Origin of the sequence: Zobellella endophytica (assembly GCF_003012775.1) — a bacterium.
In the GTDB taxonomy this organism is placed as follows: Bacteria; Pseudomonadota; Gammaproteobacteria; order Enterobacterales; family Aeromonadaceae; genus Oceanimonas; species Oceanimonas endophytica.
This window is the reverse complement of sequence record NZ_PXYG01000002.1, coordinates 674876-692568: the sequence shown is the minus strand read 5'-3', so window position 1 is coordinate 692568 and position 17693 is coordinate 674876. Positions and strand designations below refer to the sequence as shown.

Below are 17693 nucleotides of genomic sequence, written 5' to 3'. Positions count from 1 at the left end.
GTCAGAAGGGCGACGAGCTTTCCGGTCGCGAGGAGATCGCCGTCAAACGGCTGTTGTTGGCACGGCTTGGGCTCTGCCACACGGTGAGCTCACCAGGCCGACGGCAGGCCTCCGCATAGGCAGATTTTGTTCCCCCATGACCGGTTAACGATACGGCTTTCACCATCCTTGGCCAGCTTCACCCACACACCGGGTGCTTGACCGTTGCTCTGTGCTCCGAAAGCGTTTGATCTGGCAAACCAGATCGGGGGGTTAGACATTCGTAGTGTAAAAAATAATCGCCTAATGAATGCCGGGCCCGTGATTTCTATTTTGCATTTCAATTCTACCTTTTTGCGATTGTCATCAAGGCAATAATGTAATACAACTGATTTTCACGGCGTTCAAATGAATCTCTACGTTTAATCGTATTGGGCGATTATTCCGAATGACTGTGAACAAAATATAAACAAAAAAAGGATGTTGATTAAATGTTTAAAAAATCTCTCGTTATCTTGTCCATGGGCATCGCTGTTGCTGGTTGTCAGTCCACCGGTGAGGAATACCAGGCCAATGTCTTTGATGCCAGTCAAGTCAATACTCAGCAAGAAGCCAAAACAATCGAGATCGTTACCGTCACTCCCACCAAGATTAAGGTGAGTAATGAACAGAATAAAAAAGCGGCCAGTGTTATCGGGGGGCTTCTGGGCGCTGCTGCAGGCGCTGGTATTGGGTCGTCATACAATAGTCAAAGAGCGGTTGCCGGCGGAGCTGTTGGCGGTATAGGCGGAGCGTTGGCGGGATCTTTGGTCAGTGATACCAGTCTGGTTGACGGTGTTCTTATTGGCTACGCCGATGAAGGCAAGATATTCACTTCTGCGCAAGTGGGGCGGGTTTGTGAGTTCGAAATAGGTAAGATTTCCCTGATGGTCAAGACCATGGCTGATGAAACACGTATTCAGCCAAACGCGGCATGCCCAGAGTCAGAACAAGTGAAGTGAGGTGGTCATGAAACACACCTTACAGACTCCGTTGCTGGCTATAGCGTTGTTAAGTACACCGTATCTCGCTGAGGCTCAGTTCGATAAGCTGCATCAGATCGAGCAACAGCAGAAAAGGGATGCGGCGGCAGCTGAAGCAGAGCAAAGGCGACAACTGGCAGCCGAGAAGGCCCGTAAAGAAGCCAGGGAAGATGCGCTGAGGCGGCAAAGAGCAGCGGCCGAACAAAAAGCCAGGGAGCAACAGTTAGCTTTAAGTAAAGAAAAGGAAGAGGAAGCCAGACGCCTACAAAAGAGAGATGAGAGTTTCGAGGATGAATTAAGAGCTCTTGAGCTGGAAGAGAGAAAGCTGATACTTCAGGCGAAGAAAGCCAGGGTTACCCGAGCGGATGAATTTATTGATGCTGAACTCCGTGAGCAAGCTGCGAAAACCGATGTCATTCAGTCAGAAGCCGACTCGGCGAGAGATTTGAGTTCTGGAACCAAGGCTTTCCTGGAAGGCCATGGTGAAGCTGAAGTTAACCGATCCAAGCGGCTTTTTGGTGATTAATCCTGCTCTTTAGATGCAGTGTGGCGCTCTATATTGGGTTGGAGCTACCAGATGATGTCAATATAGAGCGCTTTATATGGGACTGTGGCTGTGTATGAAACCATTTCGTGCCAAATAGCAGGTGCCGGTGCTGTGGGTACGGTACGGAACATCTGGAGAGGCGTCGTGTTCCGGGAAAGTACCAGGACCGCGGGCATAAAAAAACCAGCGCGGAGGCTGGTCTGGATGGTGCCGGCAGAAGGAGTCGAACCCTCGACCTACTGATTACAAGTCAGTTGCTCTACCAACTGAGCTATGCCGGCTAAGGATATGGTGCCCAGAGGCGGAATCGAACCACCGACACGGGGATTTTCAATCCCCTGCTCTACCGACTGAGCTATCTGGGCGTTGGGCTTTTTTACAAGAGCACCGAAAATGGTGCCCAGAGGCGGAATCGAACCACCGACACGGGGATTTTCAATCCCCTGCTCTACCGACTGAGCTATCTGGGCAACGGGGCGTCATTAAATAAGATCGACCAAGGCAAGTCAATCGCTTTTTGGAAGGCCCGAGCGCGTTCGCTCAAGCCTTGAGCAAAGCGGTGGTTTACTCGGCGGGGGGGGTGTAGCCCTCAACCTGAACGTCGGCGCCTTCGAACAGGTAGGCGACCATCTCCTGCTCGAGCAACTGACGGTGCTCGGCATTCATCATGTTGAGCTTTCTCTCGTTGATCAGCATGGTCTGCTTTTTCTGCCAGTCGGCCCAGGCTTCCTTGGATATATTGTCGTAGATGCGTTTGCCGAGCTCACCCGGGTAAAGTTGAAAATCCAGGCCTTCGGCCTCTTTTTTTAAGCGCTGGCAAAAAATAGTGCGGCTCATTGTATCCTCTCTTGCAGTTGCGGGTAGGCCAGCAGTTTCTTGGTTGCTGCCGCCAGGCCTACCGATGCCGGTTGCTGCAAGTTATACCAAAGACGTTCCTCTCCCGCCATGACCTCGGCGGGCAACCGTGGCAATTCCGCCAGCCAGGGCTCGATATCCAGGTGGAAGTGGCTGAAGGTGTGGCGAAAACCGGGCAGGGGACGGGGCTCGCTCGCATCCGGGTAACGTTTGAGCCAGGTTCTGAGTTGCTGCTCATCGGCAAATTCCGGGAAGCAGTACAGGCCGCCCCACAACCCCTGGGGTGGCCGCTGCACCAGCAGCAGCTGCTCACCGTGCCTGAGCAGCAGGAAACTGGACTGTTTTTCCGGCTGCGCGGTTTTTTTCGGCTTGGCATGGGGAAAGGCGGCGGGGGTGCCGAGGGCCAGGGCCCGGCAGTCGTCCTTGACCGGACAGCGTTCGCATTTGGGTTTGCTGCGGGTGCAGATGGTGGCGCCGATGTCCATCATCGCCTGGTTGTACTGGCTCACTCCTTCCCCGGGCGTCAGCCGCGCCACCTGCTGCCAGAGGGCGTTTTCTACTTCCTTCCGGCCGGGCCAGCCCTCCAGGGCCAGCCAGCGGGTCAGCACCCGCTTGACGTTGCCGTCCAGAATGCCGTGGTGCTGCCCGAGCGACAACGACAGCACGGCGCCGGCGGTGGAGCGGCCGATGCCCGGCAGGCCCAGCACCTCCTCGAAGCGTTCGGGAAAGCGGCCCTGGTAATGGTCGCGGATCACCTGCGCCGCCTGGTGCAGGTTGCGGGCCCGGGCGTAATAGCCCAGGCCGGTCCAGTGATGCAGCACTTCGTCCTGAGCGGCATCGGCCAGGGTGACCACGTCGGGGAAGCGGGCCATAAAGCGCTCGTAGTAGGGGATCACGGTGGCAACCTGCGTTTGTTGCAGCATGATTTCCGATACCCATACCCGGTAAGGGGTCTTGTCCTGCTGCCAGGGCAGGGTCTTGCGGCCATATTGCTGATACCAGCTCAGCACGCGTTCGGCAAAAGAGGTTGTGTTCACGGTATTCGGGGCTGAAAGGGAATGGGGCGATCACAACACAGCCTTGGGAACAGTGCAAATCCGGCTTGCTTCACCATCCCGACCCAGACTCCCCCGGCTTTTCCCCGCAGTGGTTTTTGGTCGACTGAAGTCGACCCTACGGCTGGCTTATCCTCGCCGGAAGGCTTGTAAGTCCGCCGCCAGGGGGAGGGCTGGGGAGGGGGGCGCCGTGCGGGCAACCCCGCCGCCAAGGGAGAGCTGCACTCCGAGCCGCTCCGGCAGCCATGGCGCTGATAGTCGTCACCAACAATCTTTTGCTGTTCATTGTTTGTTATTCGAATGTTTTCTGATACAAAAGAAGGGTTTTGTTGGTGCCCGCCATGCCCGTAATCAGAGAGACCCCTATGCAGCCCTTTTTTGCCCAGCGCTTTGCCAAGGTAGAGCCCTCCTTCATCCGTGAAATCCTCAAGGTCGCCGTCAACCCGGAGGTGATCTCCTTCGCCGGCGGCCTGCCCAACCCGGCCTTCTTCCCGAACGAAGAGCTGGCAGCGGCCACGGCCAAGGTGCTGCAGAACAAGGGCAACGGCGCGCTGCAATATGCCGCCACCGAAGGATTCGGCCCGCTGCGTGAATACATCGCCGAGCGCTATCACACCCAGCACGGCATGCGGGTGTCTCCCGACAACATACTGATCACTAATGGTTCCCAGCAGGCGCTGGATCTGATCGGCAAGGTGCTGGTAGACGAAGGCTCGGATCTGATCATCGAGGAGCCGGGCTATCTGGGTGCCATTCAGGCCTTGTCGGTCTACCAGCCCAATTTCCGCGGTGTCTCGCTGAACGAAGACGGCCCGGATCTGGCCGAGCTGGACGCCCTGCTGGCCGAGCCCAACCATGCCCGGCTGATGTACGGCGTGACCAACTTCCAGAACCCGTCGGGCCTGAGCTACAGCCTGGAAAAGCGCCAGGCGGTGGCCGAGCGGCTGATCAGGCACAATGTACTGATGGTGGAAGACAACCCCTACGGCGAGCTGCGCTTCGAAGGGGAGCACCTGCCGCCCATCGCCAAGCTGGCACCGGAAAACGTAGTGCTGCTGGGCTCCTTCTCCAAGGTGGTGGTGCCCTCCTTCCGCCTGGGCTGGATGCTGGTGCCGGACTGGCTGCGCCAGAAGATCACCATCGCCAAGCAGGCTTCCGACCTGCATACCAACGGCTTTGTGCAGCAGGTGCTGTACAGCTACCTGCAGGACAACAGCCTGGATGCCCATATCGACCGCATCCGCAGTGTGTACGGCCAGCAGAAAAAAGTCATGGAGCAGGCGCTGCTGCGTCATTGCCCAGGGCTGGACTTCACCCGCCCCGAGGGCGGCATGTTCCTGTGGCTGAAGCTGCCCCGGCACATCAGCGCCATGGAGCTGTTCAACCAGGCTATCAAGGAGAACGTGGCCTTCGTGCCGGGCCGGCCTTTCTATGTACGCCCGGACATCCTCAACACCGCCCGCTTCAGCTATTCGGGCGCCGACGCCGCCACCATCGAGGAGGGCATCGGCCGCCTGGGCCGGGTGATCCAGCGGGTGCTGTAAGCCGCCAGCGTTAATTCTTTCCCGTATCGGCCGCCGGTTAAACCGGCGGCTTTGTTTTTGGCTTGTCACTTATCGCTCAAGACAGCGGTTCCGCCCTTGCACCTTTGGGCTAACTTTGGATAATTCGCCTTCCCAAGCCTGCCGGAGAAAACAAATGACAGATCAACACCCGTCCGCCCAAACCGAGGAAGAACTGCGCAAACGCAAAATCCGCAGCTTCGTGCGTCGGGAAGGACGCCTGACCAAGGGCCAGGAAAAGGCCCTGGCCGAGCAATGGCCGGTGATGGGCATCGAATACCACGGCCAACTGCTCGATCTGGACGCGGTCTTCGGCCGCAGCGCGCCGCGGGTGCTGGAAATCGGCTTCGGCATGGGCGCCTCCCTGGTGGAGATGGCCAGAGCCGCGCCGGAGCAGGATTTTATCGGCATCGAGGTGCACACCCCCGGGGTAGGCGCCTGCCTGATGGCCGCTGGCGAGGTGGGGCTGACCAACCTGCGGGTGATGTGCCACGACGCGGTGGAAGTGTTCGAGCAGATGCTGCCCGAGCAGAGCCTGGACCGGGTACAGCTGTTCTTCCCCGATCCCTGGCACAAAAAGCGCCACCACAAGCGGCGCATCGTGCAGCCGGCGTTCGTGGAAATGGTGCGCAGCAAGCTCAAGATCGGCGGCGAATTCCATATGGCCACCGACTGGGAAAACTACGCCGATCACATGCTGGAAGTAATGCAGGCCGCCCCCGGCTACGGCAACGCCGCCCCCGCCGGTGACTACATGCCGCGCCCGGATTACCGGCCGCTGACCAAGTTCGAACAGCGCGGCCAGCGCCTCGGCCACGGGGTATGGGATCTGATCTTCAGCCGCACCGCCTGAACCGGCCCGCTCCCTCCCCGAATACGATACCGCCAGCATGGCGCCGGGGTGCCAGTATCCCCGCGACCAAGGGGAAGCAGCAGTTAGCTCCCCCCTCCTAACACGGTCTGGTCAGCATGGCGCCGTGGTGTCGCCAGGGGGAGGGCTGGGGAGGGGGCTCAGGCGGATTGGGCCTGGGCCAGGTATTTCCGGTGCAGTCCGGCCACCGCCGCCTTGATTCCTGCCATATCGCTGTCGCTGTTGTCCAGCACGTCGTCGGCGGCGGCCAGGCGTTGTTCCCGGCTGGCCTGGGCGGCCATGATGGCGCGGATTTGTGCCTCGTTGGCCCGGTCGCGCCTGACGGTGCGGGCCAGTTGCAGCTCGGGCGAGACGTCTACCACCAGCACCCGGTCGGTCAGTCCGGTCAGGCCGTTTTCCACCAGCAGCGGCACCACCAGCAGGCAGTAGGGCGAACGGGCGGCGGCACAGGCGGCGAGCATGCGTTCCCGGATCAGGGGATGCAGCAGGGCGTTGAGCCAGTCTTTCTGCATCGGTTCGGCGAACACCCGTTCACGTAGCAGGCGGCGGTTCAGGCCGCCATCCGGCAGCATCACCTCCTCGCCGAAGTGCGCGGCGATGGCCGCCAGGGCCGGTTCCCCCGGCGCCACCACCTCGCGGGCGATAAGGTCCGCGTCTACCACTTCCGTTCCCAGTGCGGCAAACAAATCGGCCACGGTGCTCTTGCCGCTGCCGATGCCGCCGGTCAGTCCCACGATAAAATTCACAGTGCCAGGCTCCAGTACAGGCTCATCAGTTGTGGGCCCCATAATAAATACAACCAGCCGCCCAGGGCCAGCGCCGGGCCAAAGGGCAGCACCCGGTCTTCCCCCAGGCGACGCCGAGCCATCAGCCCCAGTCCCAGGGCGGCGCCGGTCAGGGAGGCGAGTAGCAATACCGGCAGCAACGCCTGCCAGCCGAACCAGGCGCCGATGGCCGCCAGCAGCTTGAAATCACCGTAGCCCATGCCCTCCTTGCCGGTGGCCAGTTTGAACAGCCAGTACAGGATCCACAGCACGCCATAGCCGAGTACTGCGCCCAGCACCGCATCTTCCAGCGGAATGAACAGGCTGTTCAGGTTCAGCAACAGCCCCATCCACAGCAGCGGCAGGGTGAGGTTGTCCGGCAGCAGCAGATGGTCCAGATCGATCAGCGTCATGCACAGCAGCATCCAGCTGAACAGCAGGGCGCCCAGCAGCTGCGGGCTGGCGCCGAAGCGCCACAACGCCAGCGCCGCCAGCACGGCGGTGGCCAGCTCTACCAGCGGATAGCGTGTGGCGATGGGGTTGCTGCAATAACGGCAGCGTCCCCTGAGCCACAGCCAGCTGAGCAGCGGAATATTGTCGAGTGCCGAGAGCGGGTGCTGGCAATGGGGGCAGCGCGAGCGGGGGGTGCAGAGATTGAAAGGGAGATGCTCGTCGGCCGGCTGGCCGGCGAATTCGGCGCATTCCTGCTGCCACTGGCGCTTGAGCATGAGCGGCAGGCGGTAGATCACCACATTCAGAAAGCTGCCGACCAGCAGGCCCAGCAGGGTGATGATGAAATACAGTGAGGTGGTATTGGTGATCCATGGGCTCGATTCGGCCATGTTTGTTCCTTGTTCGGGTTGTTATAGGGTGTCGCGGCTTGACTTAATCTGTTGGTCCGGATTGCTTCTCCCCCTCGGTGGCGGCGTGGGGGCGACCCTTCCAGCCTCCCGCTTCAGCGGATAACACTACCCAAATTAAAGATGGGAAGATACATGGCGATCACCAGGCCGCCGACCAGCACGCCCAGTACCACCATGATCACCGGCTCGATCAGGCTGGTGAGGCCGTCGACCGCGTCGTCCACTTCCCGCTCGTAGATGGTGGCCACCTTGTTCATCATATCGTCGATGGCGCCGGATTCCTCGCCGATCATCACCATCTGCACCACCATGTCCGGAAACAGCTGGGTGGCGCGCATGGCCAGGTTCATCTGCATGCCGGCGATCACCTCGTCGCGCATCTGCATCACCGCGTTGCGGTACACCACGTTGCCGGAGGCGCCGGCGGAAGAGACCAGGCCCTCCACCAGCGGGATACCGGCGGAAAAGGTGGTGGCCAGGGTGCGGGCGAAGCGGGCCAGGGCGGCCTTGTGCAGTATTTTACCCACCACCGGAATACGCAGGACAAAGCGGTCGGTGGCATCGCGCACCTTCTGGGAATGGCGCCAGGCGCGCACGTAAAGGAACACGCTCACGATGACGACGGCCAGAATATACAGCCAGTTGTCCTGCATAAAGCGCGACAGGTTGATTACCATCTGGGTAAAGGCGGGCAGGGTGGCGCCGAAACCGGCAAAAATCTCCTCGAACTGGGGGATCACGAACAGCAGCAGGATGGAGGTGACCACGATGGCCACCAGTATCACCATGGCCGGGTAGAACATCGCCTTCTTGATCTTGGACTTCAGCGCCTCGGCCTTTTCCCGGTAGATGGCTATCTGGTCGAAAATATGCTCGAGCGCCCCGGTCTGCTCGCCCGAATGCACCAGATCGCAGTAGAGATCGTCGAAGTGGCGGGGGTGCTTTTTCAGCGCGTCCGACAGCGGCGTGCCCCCTTCCACATCGGAGGACACTATGCCCACCAGCTCGCGGATGCTGCTTTTTTCATAGGAGCGGGAGATGATCTGCAGGGTTTGCACCAGGGGGACGCCGGCACCGAGCATGGTGGCTATCTGGCGGGTGATAATGGCGATGTCCATCGGCTTGATGGCGTCTTTGTAGCGCGAGAACAGGCTCTGGCTCCTGCGGCGCACGCTGGTGGCATTCACCCCCTGGCGCTGCAGCTCGCGCTTGACCGCCTGGGTGTTGATCGCCTGGATAAAGCCGGACACCTTCTGCCCGCGCCGGTTTACCCCTTCCCACTTATAGGGGTAGACCTTGTAGTTTTTGGTCGTTGCCATAACACATCCTTGTTACCGATAAGGCCCGCAGACAATTACGCTGGGTCGCCATTCCCGGCTCGATTTGCTCCAACCCCCCCAACCCTCCCCCTTGGCGGCGGCGTTGCAGGCACCTCGTCGATGCTTACCCAAGGGGAGGCCGGGTGGGGGTGTCGCTCCTTCCCGCTATTCCTCTTCGTCCCGCCTCAGCCGCTGATACGGTTGACCTCGGCCAGGCTGATCACCCCCAGCCGGGCCTTTTCCAGGGCCGAGCGGCGCAGGGTCATCAGGCCGTCTTCTTCCGCCGCCCGGGCCAGCGCCAGCGAGTTGGCTCCCTCCATGATCAGGTTGGCCAGCCGTTCGTTCATCGGCAACACCTCGTACACCCCGACCCGGCCCTTGTAGCCGTCGGTACAGAGGTTGCAGCCCACCGCCTTGTACAGGCTAATTCCCTGTTCCAGCTGGAACTTGCTGAAGCCCAGGGTCAGCAACTGCTCTTCCGGTACCTGTTCCCGGGCCTTGCAGTGGGGGCACAGCTTGCGCGCCAGCCGCTGGGCCATGATCAGGGTCACCGAGGAGGCGATGTTATAGGCGGGCAGGCCCATGTTGCTGAGCCGGGTCAGGGTCTCGGTGGCGGAGTTGGTGTGCAGGGTCGACAGCACCAGGTGGCCGGTTTGCGCCGCCTTGACCGCGATTTCGGCGGTTTCCAGATCGCGGATCTCGCCCACCATGATGATGTCCGGATCCTGGCGCAGGAAGGCGCGCAGGGCATGGGCGAAAGAGAGCCCGGCCTTGGGGTTGATCTGCACCTGGTTGATGCCGGGCAGGTTGATTTCAATGGGGTCTTCGGCGGTGGAGATGTTGGCGGTCACGGTGTTGAGGATGCTTAAGCCGGTGTACAGCGACACCGTCTTGCCCGAGCCGGTGGGGCCGGTGACCAGTATCATGCCCTGGGGTTTGCGCAGGGCGTGCAGGTAGAGTTGTTTCTGGTGTTCGTCGTAGCCGAGCTGGTCGATATCCAGCCGGGCGCCGGAGCTGTCGAGGATACGGATCACCACCTTCTCGCCCCACTGGGTGGGCAGGGTGTTGACCCGCATGTCCACCGACTTGTTGCGGGTGAGCTTGAGCTTGATGCGGCCATCTTGCGGCAGCCGGCGTTCGGCGATATCGAGCCGGGCCATCACCTTGAGCCGGGCGGCGAAGCGGGTGGCCAGGTTGACCGGCGGCGAGGCGACTTCGTGCAGCATGCCGTCGATGCGAAAGCGGATGCGGTAAAAGCGTTCATAGGGTTCGAAGTGCAGGTCGGAGGCCTCCTTGCGCACCGCATCGAGCATGATCTTGTTGATGTAGCGGACGATGGGGGCGTCGTCGTCGCCCCGGCCCAGGTCGTCGTCCCGTTCGCTCGGATCCTCGCCCAGCTCCAGGCCGGCGATGTCGTTGTCTTCGATATGCTCCAGGTCGAGCACGCCGCTGGTGCCGCCCTGCTGCAGCCGGGTCAGCATCTGCTGCAGTTTGTCTTCCTCCACCAGCAGGGCGTCGGTCACCAGGTTGAAGCGGAAGCTGAAATCCTCCAGCGCCGCCACATTGGTGGGATCGGCCATGGCCAGGTAGAGTACCTTGCCCTGCAGGTAGATGGGGATCACATGATGGCGCTCGATCAGGTCCATGCTGATGTATTGCGGCGGTACCTGCTCCAGCTCGAAATCGTTCAGGTCGATCAGCGGCAGGCCGTATTCCTGCTCGCAGAAACGGGCCAGCGCCTGGCTGGTCAGCAGCCGCTGCTCCACCAGCACGGTGCTGAGCGGCTTGCCCTCCTGGCGAACCAGGGTCTGCGCCTGCTCCAGCTCGTCGGGCAACAAAAGTGAAGAAGCGGCCAGGCTTCTGGCCAGACCGCTTCTGATAATATTAATAGGCATGGTCATAGGTTAGCACAGGCCATTGGTGACGCATGATCCGGATGTTGTCCATACGACTTGCTGACCGGCGGAAGCGATTGTGTCGCTGACTAGCAAGAAAGTCATGCCGGAACCAAATTCTGTGGTGTTACCTGTTGCAGTAATTGTAACAACTCCACTTGCATTAGCTGCAGATACACTTGCAACCATATCTGTATTAAAAGATCCAGCAGCAGCGTTTGTACCTGCAGTTGCACAATCCGCTACATTAAGTGTTGCAGCGCCTTGAACACATACTTCAACTGCGGTTTTTGCCGGCCCCGTCGCCGCTATTACCTCGCTAAACTTGGCTCTTTGGGTATAGGTCTGATAGGCGGGCAAGGCCACCGCGGCCAGAATGGCCACTATCGCCACCACTATCATCAGTTCAATCAGGGTAAAACCGCCCTGTCGGTGAATAGGTAGGTTGTTCATCATTATCATCCTTGATCTGAAAGGTTTTGGTTGAGGTGGGAAGCACGGTGCCCGCCTTAAGATCTATAGCCAAGCTTGCGCGCTTTTACTACCGGGGACGGATGAAAAAAACAGTAACTACCAACATTGGGGATTCGTATGGAGTTGTCTTGGTTGCGGCCCACCCGGAACTTGCCCCAGTAGCCGAACGACGCCGTCAAGGGGGAGACAGTTAGCTCCCTCCCCGAACAGCGGGTTGCCAGGCTGGCGCCATGGTGCCGCCAGGGGAGGGGGGCGGTATAAGCGGCTTCCCGCCTCCCGCCACCGGCGCCGTGTTTTGGTCCGATGTAGGGTCCACTTCAGTGGACCAGTCCCGCCACCGGCGCCGTGTTTTGGTCGACTGAAGTCGACCCTACGGCCGGCGCTTCCCCGCCGGGGTGCCTGTCAAGGCCGCCGCCAAGTGTTTTGGTCCGATGTAGGGTCCACTTCAGTGGACCAGTCCCGCCACCGGCGCCGTGTTTTGGTCGACTGAAGTCGACCCTACGGCCGGCGCTGCCCCGCCGGGGTGCCTGTCAGGCCGCCGCCAGGGGGAGGGGGGGCGGTATGTTCTGCTTCCAGCTTCCAGCTTCCAGCTTCCAGCCTCAGCCTTCGACCCGCATCGACAGGTCCAGGGCGCGGATATGCTTGGTCAGCGCGCCCACCGAGATATAGTCCACCCCGGTGGCGGCGTAGTCGGCGATGGTGTCGAGGGTGACGTTGCCGGACACTTCCAGCCTGGCGCGGCCGGCGGTGGTGGCCACGGCGGCGCGCATGTCGGCCACGCTGAAGTTGTCGAGCATGACGATATCGGCGCCGGCCGCCAGGGCCTGCTCCAGCTCGGCGAGGGATTCCACTTCCACTTCCACCGGTTTTTCCGGCTGCAGCCGGCGGGCCTCGGCAATGGCGCTATCGATGCCGCCGCAGGCGAAGATATGGTTTTCCTTGATCAGGTAAGCGTCGTACAGGCCCAGGCGGTGGTTGTGGCCGCCGCCGCAGGTGACCGCGTACTTGAGGGCGTGGCGCAGGCCGGGCACCGTCTTGCGGGTGTCCAGCAGCCGGCAGCGGGTGCCGGCGAGCCGGTCCACGTAGCGGCGGGTCACGGTGGCCACCCCCGACAGGGTCTGGATAAAGTTGAGCGCGGTGCGCTCGCCGGTCATCAGCGCCCGGGCCGGGCCGGTGAGGGTCAGCAGCCGCTGGCCGGCCGTGACCGCGTCGCCGTCTTTTACCTGCCAGTGCAGATGCACCTCGCCACCCAGTTGCACAAAGGTTTCATCGGCAAAGGCGCGGCCACAGAAGACGCCGTCTTCCCGGGTGATCAGGTGGGCGGTCACCTGCTGCCCGGCAGGCAGCAATTGGGCGGTGATGTCTTGTTTGGGATCCAGGGTGCCGCCGAGGTCTTCGGTCAGCGCCGCGGTCACGTTGAAACGGATTTCCTGAGCCAGCATGGTGTTGTGCATGGTGATGTGCCTTACCTTTTGTTCACGTATCCTTGCCCGGACCACCCCGGGTGCGGCGCTATTCGGGCGTTAAATATTTGATGGTCAGCCGGTCGCCCCGCTGCGTCAGCTCGAACTGGCGCAGGGCGTTCATGCCGAGCAGCACCTCGAAGTTGCTGCCGGGAACGATGACCGCGTCCAGATCGTACAGGGTGAGCGGCCCGAGCGACAGTGTTTTGATATGGCTGTGATAGCCGGTTACCCGGCCGGCGGCGGTGTTCAGGGTCAGCTCCGGCCCCCGGGGCAATCCCAGGCGTTTGGCTTCGGGGCCGGACAGGGCGACCTGGGTGGCGCCGGTATCCAGCAGGAACACCACCGGCTGGCCGTTGATGGCGCCGTTGGCCAGGTAGTGGCCATGGCGGTTCTGATCCAGCACTATGGTCCGGCTGTCGAGCAATTGCACCTGCTGGTTGGGATTGTAGTCGCGCTCCAGCTTTTGCTGGAACAGCCAGGTCAGCAGGATCAGCGCCAGGCCCCATACCAGCAGCCACATTATCCGCCCGATTTTCTGCGGTTTGTTGTCGTTGTTCGTCATGTTCAGCTCCTTGGGTGGCGGCACAGTGCCGGCCCGGGCCGGTAAATTGTTAGTATATGTGTTGGTGTTGTCTGTTTCGGGAAACCAGTATGTCTTTTCAGTTAACCGCGGCGGGCTGGCTCGAGCCCGCCCGCCATTGTGCATCGCCCCATTGCGACGGGCGGCCCGGGGGCGAAGTGTCGCTGCTGGTGGTGCATTGCATCAGCCTGCCGCCCGGGCGTTTCGGCGGTCCTTATATAGACGACCTCTTTATGGGTCGTTTAAATCCCGGTGAGGATCCTTATTTTGCCGAGATCCACCGGTTGCGGGTATCGGCCCACTGCCTGATCCGGCGGGACGGCGAGCTGGTGCAGTACGTGCCCTTCGGCCAACGGGCCTGGCACGCGGGGTTGTCCTGTTTCGAGGGGCGGGACAAGTGCAACGATTTTTCCGTGGGCATCGAACTTGAGGGCACCGATACCGGTGGCTATACCGAGGCCCAGTACCGGGTGCTGGCCGGGGTGGCCCGGCTGCTGATGCAGGCCTACCCGGCCATGACTCCCGAGCGCATCACCGGCCACAGCGATATCGCCCCCGGGCGCAAGACGGATCCCGGACCGGGATTCGACTGGGCAAAATTCAGGGCAATGCTGGCCACCGGCTGAGCAGTAGCGCCAGGGGGAGGGCCGGGGTTAGCTCCCTCCCCGAACACCGGGTTGCCAGCTATGGAGCCGTGGTTGCGCCAGGGGGAGGGTTGGGGAGGGGGTGTCGGTATGTTCTGCTTCAGGCTTCCAGCTTTTTTTGGTCTTACCAATTTTATCTTCTTGTTTTTCCCTTCGCTTAAGCTAGTTTTATAGATTCCCGCCCGAAAAAGGTGAAATTTTTATTTTTTTGTATGCAATCAATACAAAACACATGGACATTTATACCCCACTCTGATACCTTTTTTTAACAGTGTTAATTGGTCTTACCAATTTCAAGCCGGACCGCATGTCATATCAGCGCATCAAACAGCCAAAACTCGCCGAAACCATCGCCGCCAAACTGGAGCAGATGATAGTGGAGGGCAGCCTGCAGCCCGGGCAGCGGTTGCCGCCGGAACGGGAACTGGCCGAGCAGTTTGCGGTCTCGCGGCCCTCGGTGCGGGAAGCCATTCAGCACCTGGAAGCCCGGGGGTTGGTGTCGCGCCGCCAGGGCGGCGGCACCTATGTGCAGAACGCCCTGAGCAAGGGCCTGGCGGATCCGCTGTTCCAGCTGCTGGCCGAACATCCCGAGTCGCAATACGACCTGCTGGAGTTCCGCCACACCATGGAAGGCATTTCCGCCTACTATGCGGCGTTGCGCGGCACCGAGGCGGACTTCGACGCCATCCGCGAGGCTCAGCAGGCCATCGTGAAGGCCCAGGAAAAGGGCGATTTACCGGCCGAAGCCAAGGCCGCCGCCGAGTTCTATCTGGCGGTGGCGGCGGCGGCGCACAATGTGGTGCTGCTGCACCTGTTGCGGGCGATTCAGCCGATGCTGGAGTCCAGCATCCTGCGCAACATCAAGATTCTCAACCGGCGCGCCGGCATGGTGGAGAAGATCCGCGTTCATCGCGCCAATCTGATCCAGACCATCCTTGCCCGCGAGCCGGAGCAGGCCCGGGATGCTTGTCATGAGCACCTGGCCTTTATTGAAGAAACCCTGCTCGACATTCAGCGCGAGGAAAGCCGCATTCAGCGGTCCCTGCGCCGGACCCGTCAGCAGGAATAATAATGCCTCCGGCAACGACGAAACCCATGGGCAGGTGCCCCAAACGAGATAGGAAACAGCCATGTCTGATATCCTGAAAAACGATGTGGATTCAGTAGAGACTCTTGAGTGGCTCGACGCCCTCGAGTCCCTGATCCGTCAAGAAGGACCTGAGCGCGCGCAGTACATCTACGAGCGTCTCACCACCAAGGCCATCAAATCCGGTGTGGCCGTGGCCAGAAATGCCCACTCAGACTACGTCAACAGCATCAAGACCGACGAAGAGCCTGAATACCCGGGCAACTGGGATCTGGAGCGGCGGATCCGCGCCATCATCCGTTGGAACTCAGTCATGATAGTGCTGCGCGGCTCCAAGAAAGACCTGGATCTGGGCGGCCACATGTCTTCCTTCTCCTCCAGCGCCACCATGTATGAAGTGGCGTTCAACCACTTCTTCCGTGCCCGCAACGAGAAGGACGGCGGTGACCTGGTGTTCTTCCAGGGCCATATCTCCCCCGGCATCTACGCCCGTGCCTTTGCCGAAGGCCGCCTGACCGAAGCTCAGCTCGACATGTTCCGCCAGGAAGTGGATGGCAAGGGCATTCCGTCCTACCCGCATCCCAAGCTGATGCCGGACTTCTGGCAGTTCCCCACCGTGTCCATGGGTCTGGGCCCGATCAACGCCATCTACCAGGCGCGCTTCCTCAAGTACCTGACCGACCGTGGCCTGAAAGACTGCTCCGAGCAGCGCGTTTACGCCTACCTGGGTGACGGCGAGATGGACGAGCCGGAATCCAAGGGTGCCATCACCATCGCCGCCCGCGAGAAGCTGGACAACCTGTGCTTCATCGTCAACTGCAACCTGCAGCGGCTGGACGGCCCCGTGGTCGGCAACGGCAAGATCATCAACGAGCTGGACGGCATGTTTACCGGTGCCGGCTGGAACGTGGTCAAGGTGATCTGGGGTCGTCGCTGGGACGAGCTGATCGCCAAGGACAAGTCCGGCAAGCTGGTTCAGCTGATGAACGAAACCCTGGACGGCGACTACCAGAACTTCAAGTCCAAAGACGGTGCCTATGTGCGCGAGCACTTCTTCGGCAAGTATCCGGAGACCCTGGAACTGGTGAAGGACATGACCGACGAGGAAATCTTCGCCCTCAACCGGGGTGGTCACGATCCGGCCAAGATGTTCGCCGCCTACAAAAACGCCGCCGACACCAAGGGCAAGCCGACCGTCATCCTGGCCAAGACCATCAAGGGTTACGGCATGGGCAACGCCGCCGAAGGCAAGAACATCGCCCACCAGGTCAAGAAGATGGACATGTCTTCGCTCAAGCATTTCCGTGACCGTTTCAACATCGAAGTCACCGACGAAGAGCTGCCCAACCTGCCCTACATCAAGATCGAGGAAGGCAGCCGCGAGCACGAGTACCTGCACACCCGTCGCCAGGCACTGAAAGGCTATGTGCCCACCCGCCTGCCGCAGACCACCGTCAAGCTGGATATCCCCGCCCTGAGCGAGTTCCAGCCGCTGCTGGAAGAGCAGAAACGGGAAATCTCCACCACCATGGCGTTCGTGCGTTCGCTCAACATCATGCTGAAGGACAAGTCCATCGGCGAGCGTATCGTGCCCATCCTGGCCGACGAAGCCCGTACTTTCGGCATGGAAGGCCTGTTCCGCCAGATCGGTATCTACAACCCGCACGGCCAGCAGTACGTACCGCAGGACCGCGAGCAGGTGGCCTACTACAAGGAAGACAAGCAGGGCCAGGTGCTGCAGGAAGGCATCAACGAGCTGGGCGCCATGTCCTCCTGGCTGGCGGCTGCCACCTCCTACAGCACCAACGACTGCCCGATGATCCCCTTCTACATCTACTATTCGATGTTCGGGTTCCAGCGGGTCGGCGATCTGTGCTGGGCGGCGGGCGATCAGCAGGCACGAGGCTTCCTGCTGGGCGCGACCTCCGGTCGTACCACCCTCAACGGCGAGGGGCTGCAGCACGAGGACGGCCACAGCCACATCCTGGCGGGCACCATCCCCAACTGCATCACCTATGATCCGACCTACGCCTATGAAGTGGCGGTGATCGTACAGGACGGGCTGCGCCGCATGTACGGCGACAACCCGGAAAACGTCTACTACTACCTGACCACCCTGAACGAGAACTACCACCAGCCGGCCATGCCCGAGGGCGCCGAGGAAGGTATCCGCAAGGGTATCTACAAGCTTGAAACCGTGGCAGGCGACAAGGGCAAGGTCCAGCTGATGGGCTCCGGCACCATACTGGTGGGCGTGCGCGAAGCGGCGCAGATCCTGGCCGAGGAATACGGTATCGGCTCCGACGTGTACAGCGTGCCTTCGTTCAACGAGCTGACCCGCGACGGTCAGGACGCCGAGCGCTGGAATATGCTGCACCCGACCAATGAGCCGCGGGTGCCCTATATCGCCCAGGTGATGGGTGAGGCGCCGGCCATCGCCGCCACCGACTACATGAAGAACTACGCCGAGCAGGTGCGGGCCTTCATGCCGTCCGCCAGCTACAAGGTGCTGGGCACCGACGGGTTCGGCCGTTCCGACAGCCGCGAGAACCTGCGCCGTCACTTCGAGGTGAACAAGCACTACGTGGTGGTGGCCGCGTTGAACGAGCTGGCCAAGCTGGGCGAGCTGGACAAGCAGGTGGTGGCCGACGCCATCGCCAAATACGGCATCGACGCCGACAAGATCAACCCGCTGTACGCATAAGGGGTA

At 60.9% G+C, this 17693-nt stretch carries 16 protein-coding genes and 3 tRNA genes; 7 read left to right on the top strand and 12 right to left on the bottom strand.

The window, feature by feature from the left end; all coding sequences use genetic code 11:
* Positions 1-470 precede the first annotated feature (470 nt).
* On the top strand, positions 471-980 hold the full coding sequence (locus C7H85_RS08450; protein ID WP_106729251.1) for a hypothetical protein: 510 nt from the start codon (positions 471-473) through the stop codon (positions 978-980).
* A 7-nt stretch (positions 981-987) separates the two neighbouring features.
* Complete coding sequence (locus C7H85_RS08445) at positions 988-1527, top strand: DUF5384 family protein (protein ID WP_106729410.1); 540 nt, start codon at positions 988-990, stop codon at positions 1525-1527.
* Positions 1528-1753: 226 nt separating this feature from the next.
* Here the strand turns inward: C7H85_RS08445 and C7H85_RS08440 are convergent.
* From C7H85_RS08440 to mutY, 5 genes are all read right to left on the bottom strand, one after another.
* Positions 1754-1829 (bottom strand) — tRNA-Thr (locus C7H85_RS08440).
* A gap of 8 nt (positions 1830-1837) precedes the next feature.
* Positions 1838-1913 (bottom strand) — tRNA-Phe (locus tag C7H85_RS08435).
* Between the two features lie 29 nt (positions 1914-1942).
* A tRNA-Phe gene (locus C7H85_RS08430) sits at positions 1943-2018 on the bottom strand.
* A gap of 94 nt (positions 2019-2112) precedes the next feature.
* The gene (locus C7H85_RS08425) at positions 2113-2385 is read right to left on the bottom strand and encodes an oxidative damage protection protein (protein ID WP_106729250.1); all 273 of its coding nucleotides are present in this window, start codon (positions 2383-2385) and stop codon (positions 2113-2115) included.
* A complete protein-coding gene (mutY, locus tag C7H85_RS08420) occupies positions 2382-3440 on the bottom strand; it encodes an A/G-specific adenine glycosylase (RefSeq protein ID WP_106729249.1) in 1059 nt (352 codons plus the stop codon). The genes C7H85_RS08425 and mutY overlap by 4 nt, the downstream gene beginning before the upstream one ends.
* A gap of 383 nt (positions 3441-3823) precedes the next feature.
* Here mutY and C7H85_RS08415 point away from each other — a divergent pair, with 383 nt between their 5' ends.
* On the top strand, positions 3824-5002 hold the full coding sequence (locus C7H85_RS08415) for an aminotransferase-like domain-containing protein (protein ID WP_106729248.1): 1179 nt from the start codon (positions 3824-3826) through the stop codon (positions 5000-5002).
* Positions 5003-5156: 154 nt separating this feature from the next.
* Positions 5157-5873, top strand: coding sequence for a tRNA (guanosine(46)-N7)-methyltransferase TrmB (trmB, locus tag C7H85_RS08410; RefSeq protein WP_106729247.1), 717 nt, complete (start codon positions 5157-5159; stop codon positions 5871-5873).
* Between the two features lie 158 nt (positions 5874-6031).
* On the opposite strand, the gene coaE is transcribed toward trmB, so the two are convergent.
* The 7 genes from coaE to C7H85_RS08375 all read right to left on the bottom strand — a co-directional run bounded on the left by coaE (position 6032) and on the right by C7H85_RS08375 (position 13234).
* Positions 6032-6637, bottom strand: coding sequence for a dephospho-CoA kinase (gene coaE, locus C7H85_RS08405; RefSeq protein WP_245879601.1), 606 nt, complete (start codon positions 6635-6637; stop codon positions 6032-6034).
* Complete coding sequence (locus C7H85_RS08400) at positions 6634-7497, bottom strand: prepilin peptidase (RefSeq protein ID WP_106729245.1); 864 nt, start codon at positions 7495-7497, stop codon at positions 6634-6636. Before C7H85_RS08400 ends, coaE begins: the two co-directional genes overlap by 4 nt.
* 113 nt (positions 7498-7610) lie before the next feature.
* Positions 7611-8837, bottom strand: a complete 1227-nt coding sequence (locus C7H85_RS08395) for a type II secretion system F family protein (RefSeq protein WP_106729244.1) — start codon at positions 8835-8837, stop codon at positions 7611-7613.
* Between the two features lie 185 nt (positions 8838-9022).
* Positions 9023-10738: a type IV-A pilus assembly ATPase PilB gene (gene pilB, locus C7H85_RS08390; protein ID WP_106729243.1), complete on the bottom strand. Its 1716-nt coding sequence runs from the start codon at positions 10736-10738 to the stop codon at positions 9023-9025.
* A gap of 3 nt (positions 10739-10741) precedes the next feature.
* Positions 10742-11185 carry a pilin gene (locus C7H85_RS08385; RefSeq protein ID WP_158260073.1) on the bottom strand — a complete coding sequence of 148 codons (444 nt, stop codon included), beginning with the start codon at positions 11183-11185 and terminating at the stop codon, positions 10742-10744.
* A 620-nt stretch (positions 11186-11805) separates the two neighbouring features.
* Complete coding sequence (nadC, locus tag C7H85_RS08380; RefSeq protein ID WP_245879620.1) at positions 11806-12648, bottom strand: carboxylating nicotinate-nucleotide diphosphorylase; 843 nt, start codon at positions 12646-12648, stop codon at positions 11806-11808.
* A 70-nt stretch (positions 12649-12718) separates the two neighbouring features.
* Positions 12719-13234 carry a retropepsin-like aspartic protease family protein gene (locus C7H85_RS08375; protein ID WP_210433599.1) on the bottom strand — a complete coding sequence of 172 codons (516 nt, stop codon included), beginning with the start codon at positions 13232-13234 and terminating at the stop codon, positions 12719-12721.
* 89 nt (positions 13235-13323) lie between these two features.
* On the opposite strand from C7H85_RS08375, the gene ampD reads away from it, so the two are divergent.
* The 3 genes from ampD (at position 13324) to aceE (ending at position 17687) form a co-directional block, all read left to right on the top strand.
* Positions 13324-13878, top strand: a complete 555-nt coding sequence (gene ampD, locus C7H85_RS08370) for a 1,6-anhydro-N-acetylmuramyl-L-alanine amidase AmpD (protein WP_106729240.1) — start codon at positions 13324-13326, stop codon at positions 13876-13878.
* A 325-nt stretch (positions 13879-14203) separates the two neighbouring features.
* Positions 14204-14965, top strand: coding sequence for a pyruvate dehydrogenase complex transcriptional repressor PdhR (gene pdhR / locus C7H85_RS08365; RefSeq protein ID WP_106729239.1), 762 nt, complete (start codon positions 14204-14206; stop codon positions 14963-14965).
* Between the two features lie 61 nt (positions 14966-15026).
* The gene (gene aceE / locus C7H85_RS08360) at positions 15027-17687 is read left to right on the top strand and encodes a pyruvate dehydrogenase (acetyl-transferring), homodimeric type (RefSeq protein ID WP_106729238.1); all 2661 of its coding nucleotides are present in this window, start codon (positions 15027-15029) and stop codon (positions 17685-17687) included.
* The last annotated feature ends 6 nt before the right edge of the window (positions 17688-17693 follow it).

Bases quoted from the DNA above. Each gene is read 5' to 3' on its own strand.
- C7H85_RS08450 (WP_106729251.1), top strand. From the start codon at position 471: ATGTTTAAAAAATCTCTCGTTATCTTGTCCATGGGCATCGCTGTTGCT.
- C7H85_RS08445 (WP_106729410.1), top strand. From the start codon at position 988: ATGAAACACACCTTACAGACTCCGTTGCTGGCTATAGCGTTGTTAAGT.
- C7H85_RS08425 (WP_106729250.1), bottom strand. From the start codon at position 2,385: ATGAGCCGCACTATTTTTTGCCAGCGCTTAAAAAAAGAGGCCGAAGGC.
- C7H85_RS08415 (WP_106729248.1), top strand. From the start codon at position 3,824: ATGCAGCCCTTTTTTGCCCAGCGCTTTGCCAAGGTAGAGCCCTCCTTC.
- trmB (WP_106729247.1), top strand. From the start codon at position 5,157: ATGACAGATCAACACCCGTCCGCCCAAACCGAGGAAGAACTGCGCAAA.
- C7H85_RS08400 (WP_106729245.1), bottom strand. From the start codon at position 7,497: ATGGCCGAATCGAGCCCATGGATCACCAATACCACCTCACTGTATTTC.
- C7H85_RS08395 (WP_106729244.1), bottom strand. From the start codon at position 8,837: ATGGCAACGACCAAAAACTACAAGGTCTACCCCTATAAGTGGGAAGGG.
- pilB (WP_106729243.1), bottom strand. From the start codon at position 10,738: ATGACCATGCCTATTAATATTATCAGAAGCGGTCTGGCCAGAAGCCTG.
- C7H85_RS08385 (WP_158260073.1), bottom strand. From the start codon at position 11,185: ATGAACAACCTACCTATTCACCGACAGGGCGGTTTTACCCTGATTGAA.
- nadC (WP_245879620.1), bottom strand. From the start codon at position 12,648: ATGCTGGCTCAGGAAATCCGTTTCAACGTGACCGCGGCGCTGACCGAA.
- C7H85_RS08375 (WP_210433599.1), bottom strand. From the start codon at position 13,234: ATGACGAACAACGACAACAAACCGCAGAAAATCGGGCGGATAATGTGG.
- ampD (WP_106729240.1), top strand. From the start codon at position 13,324: ATGTCTTTTCAGTTAACCGCGGCGGGCTGGCTCGAGCCCGCCCGCCAT.
- pdhR (WP_106729239.1), top strand. From the start codon at position 14,204: ATGTCATATCAGCGCATCAAACAGCCAAAACTCGCCGAAACCATCGCC.
- aceE (WP_106729238.1), top strand. From the start codon at position 15,027: ATGTCTGATATCCTGAAAAACGATGTGGATTCAGTAGAGACTCTTGAG.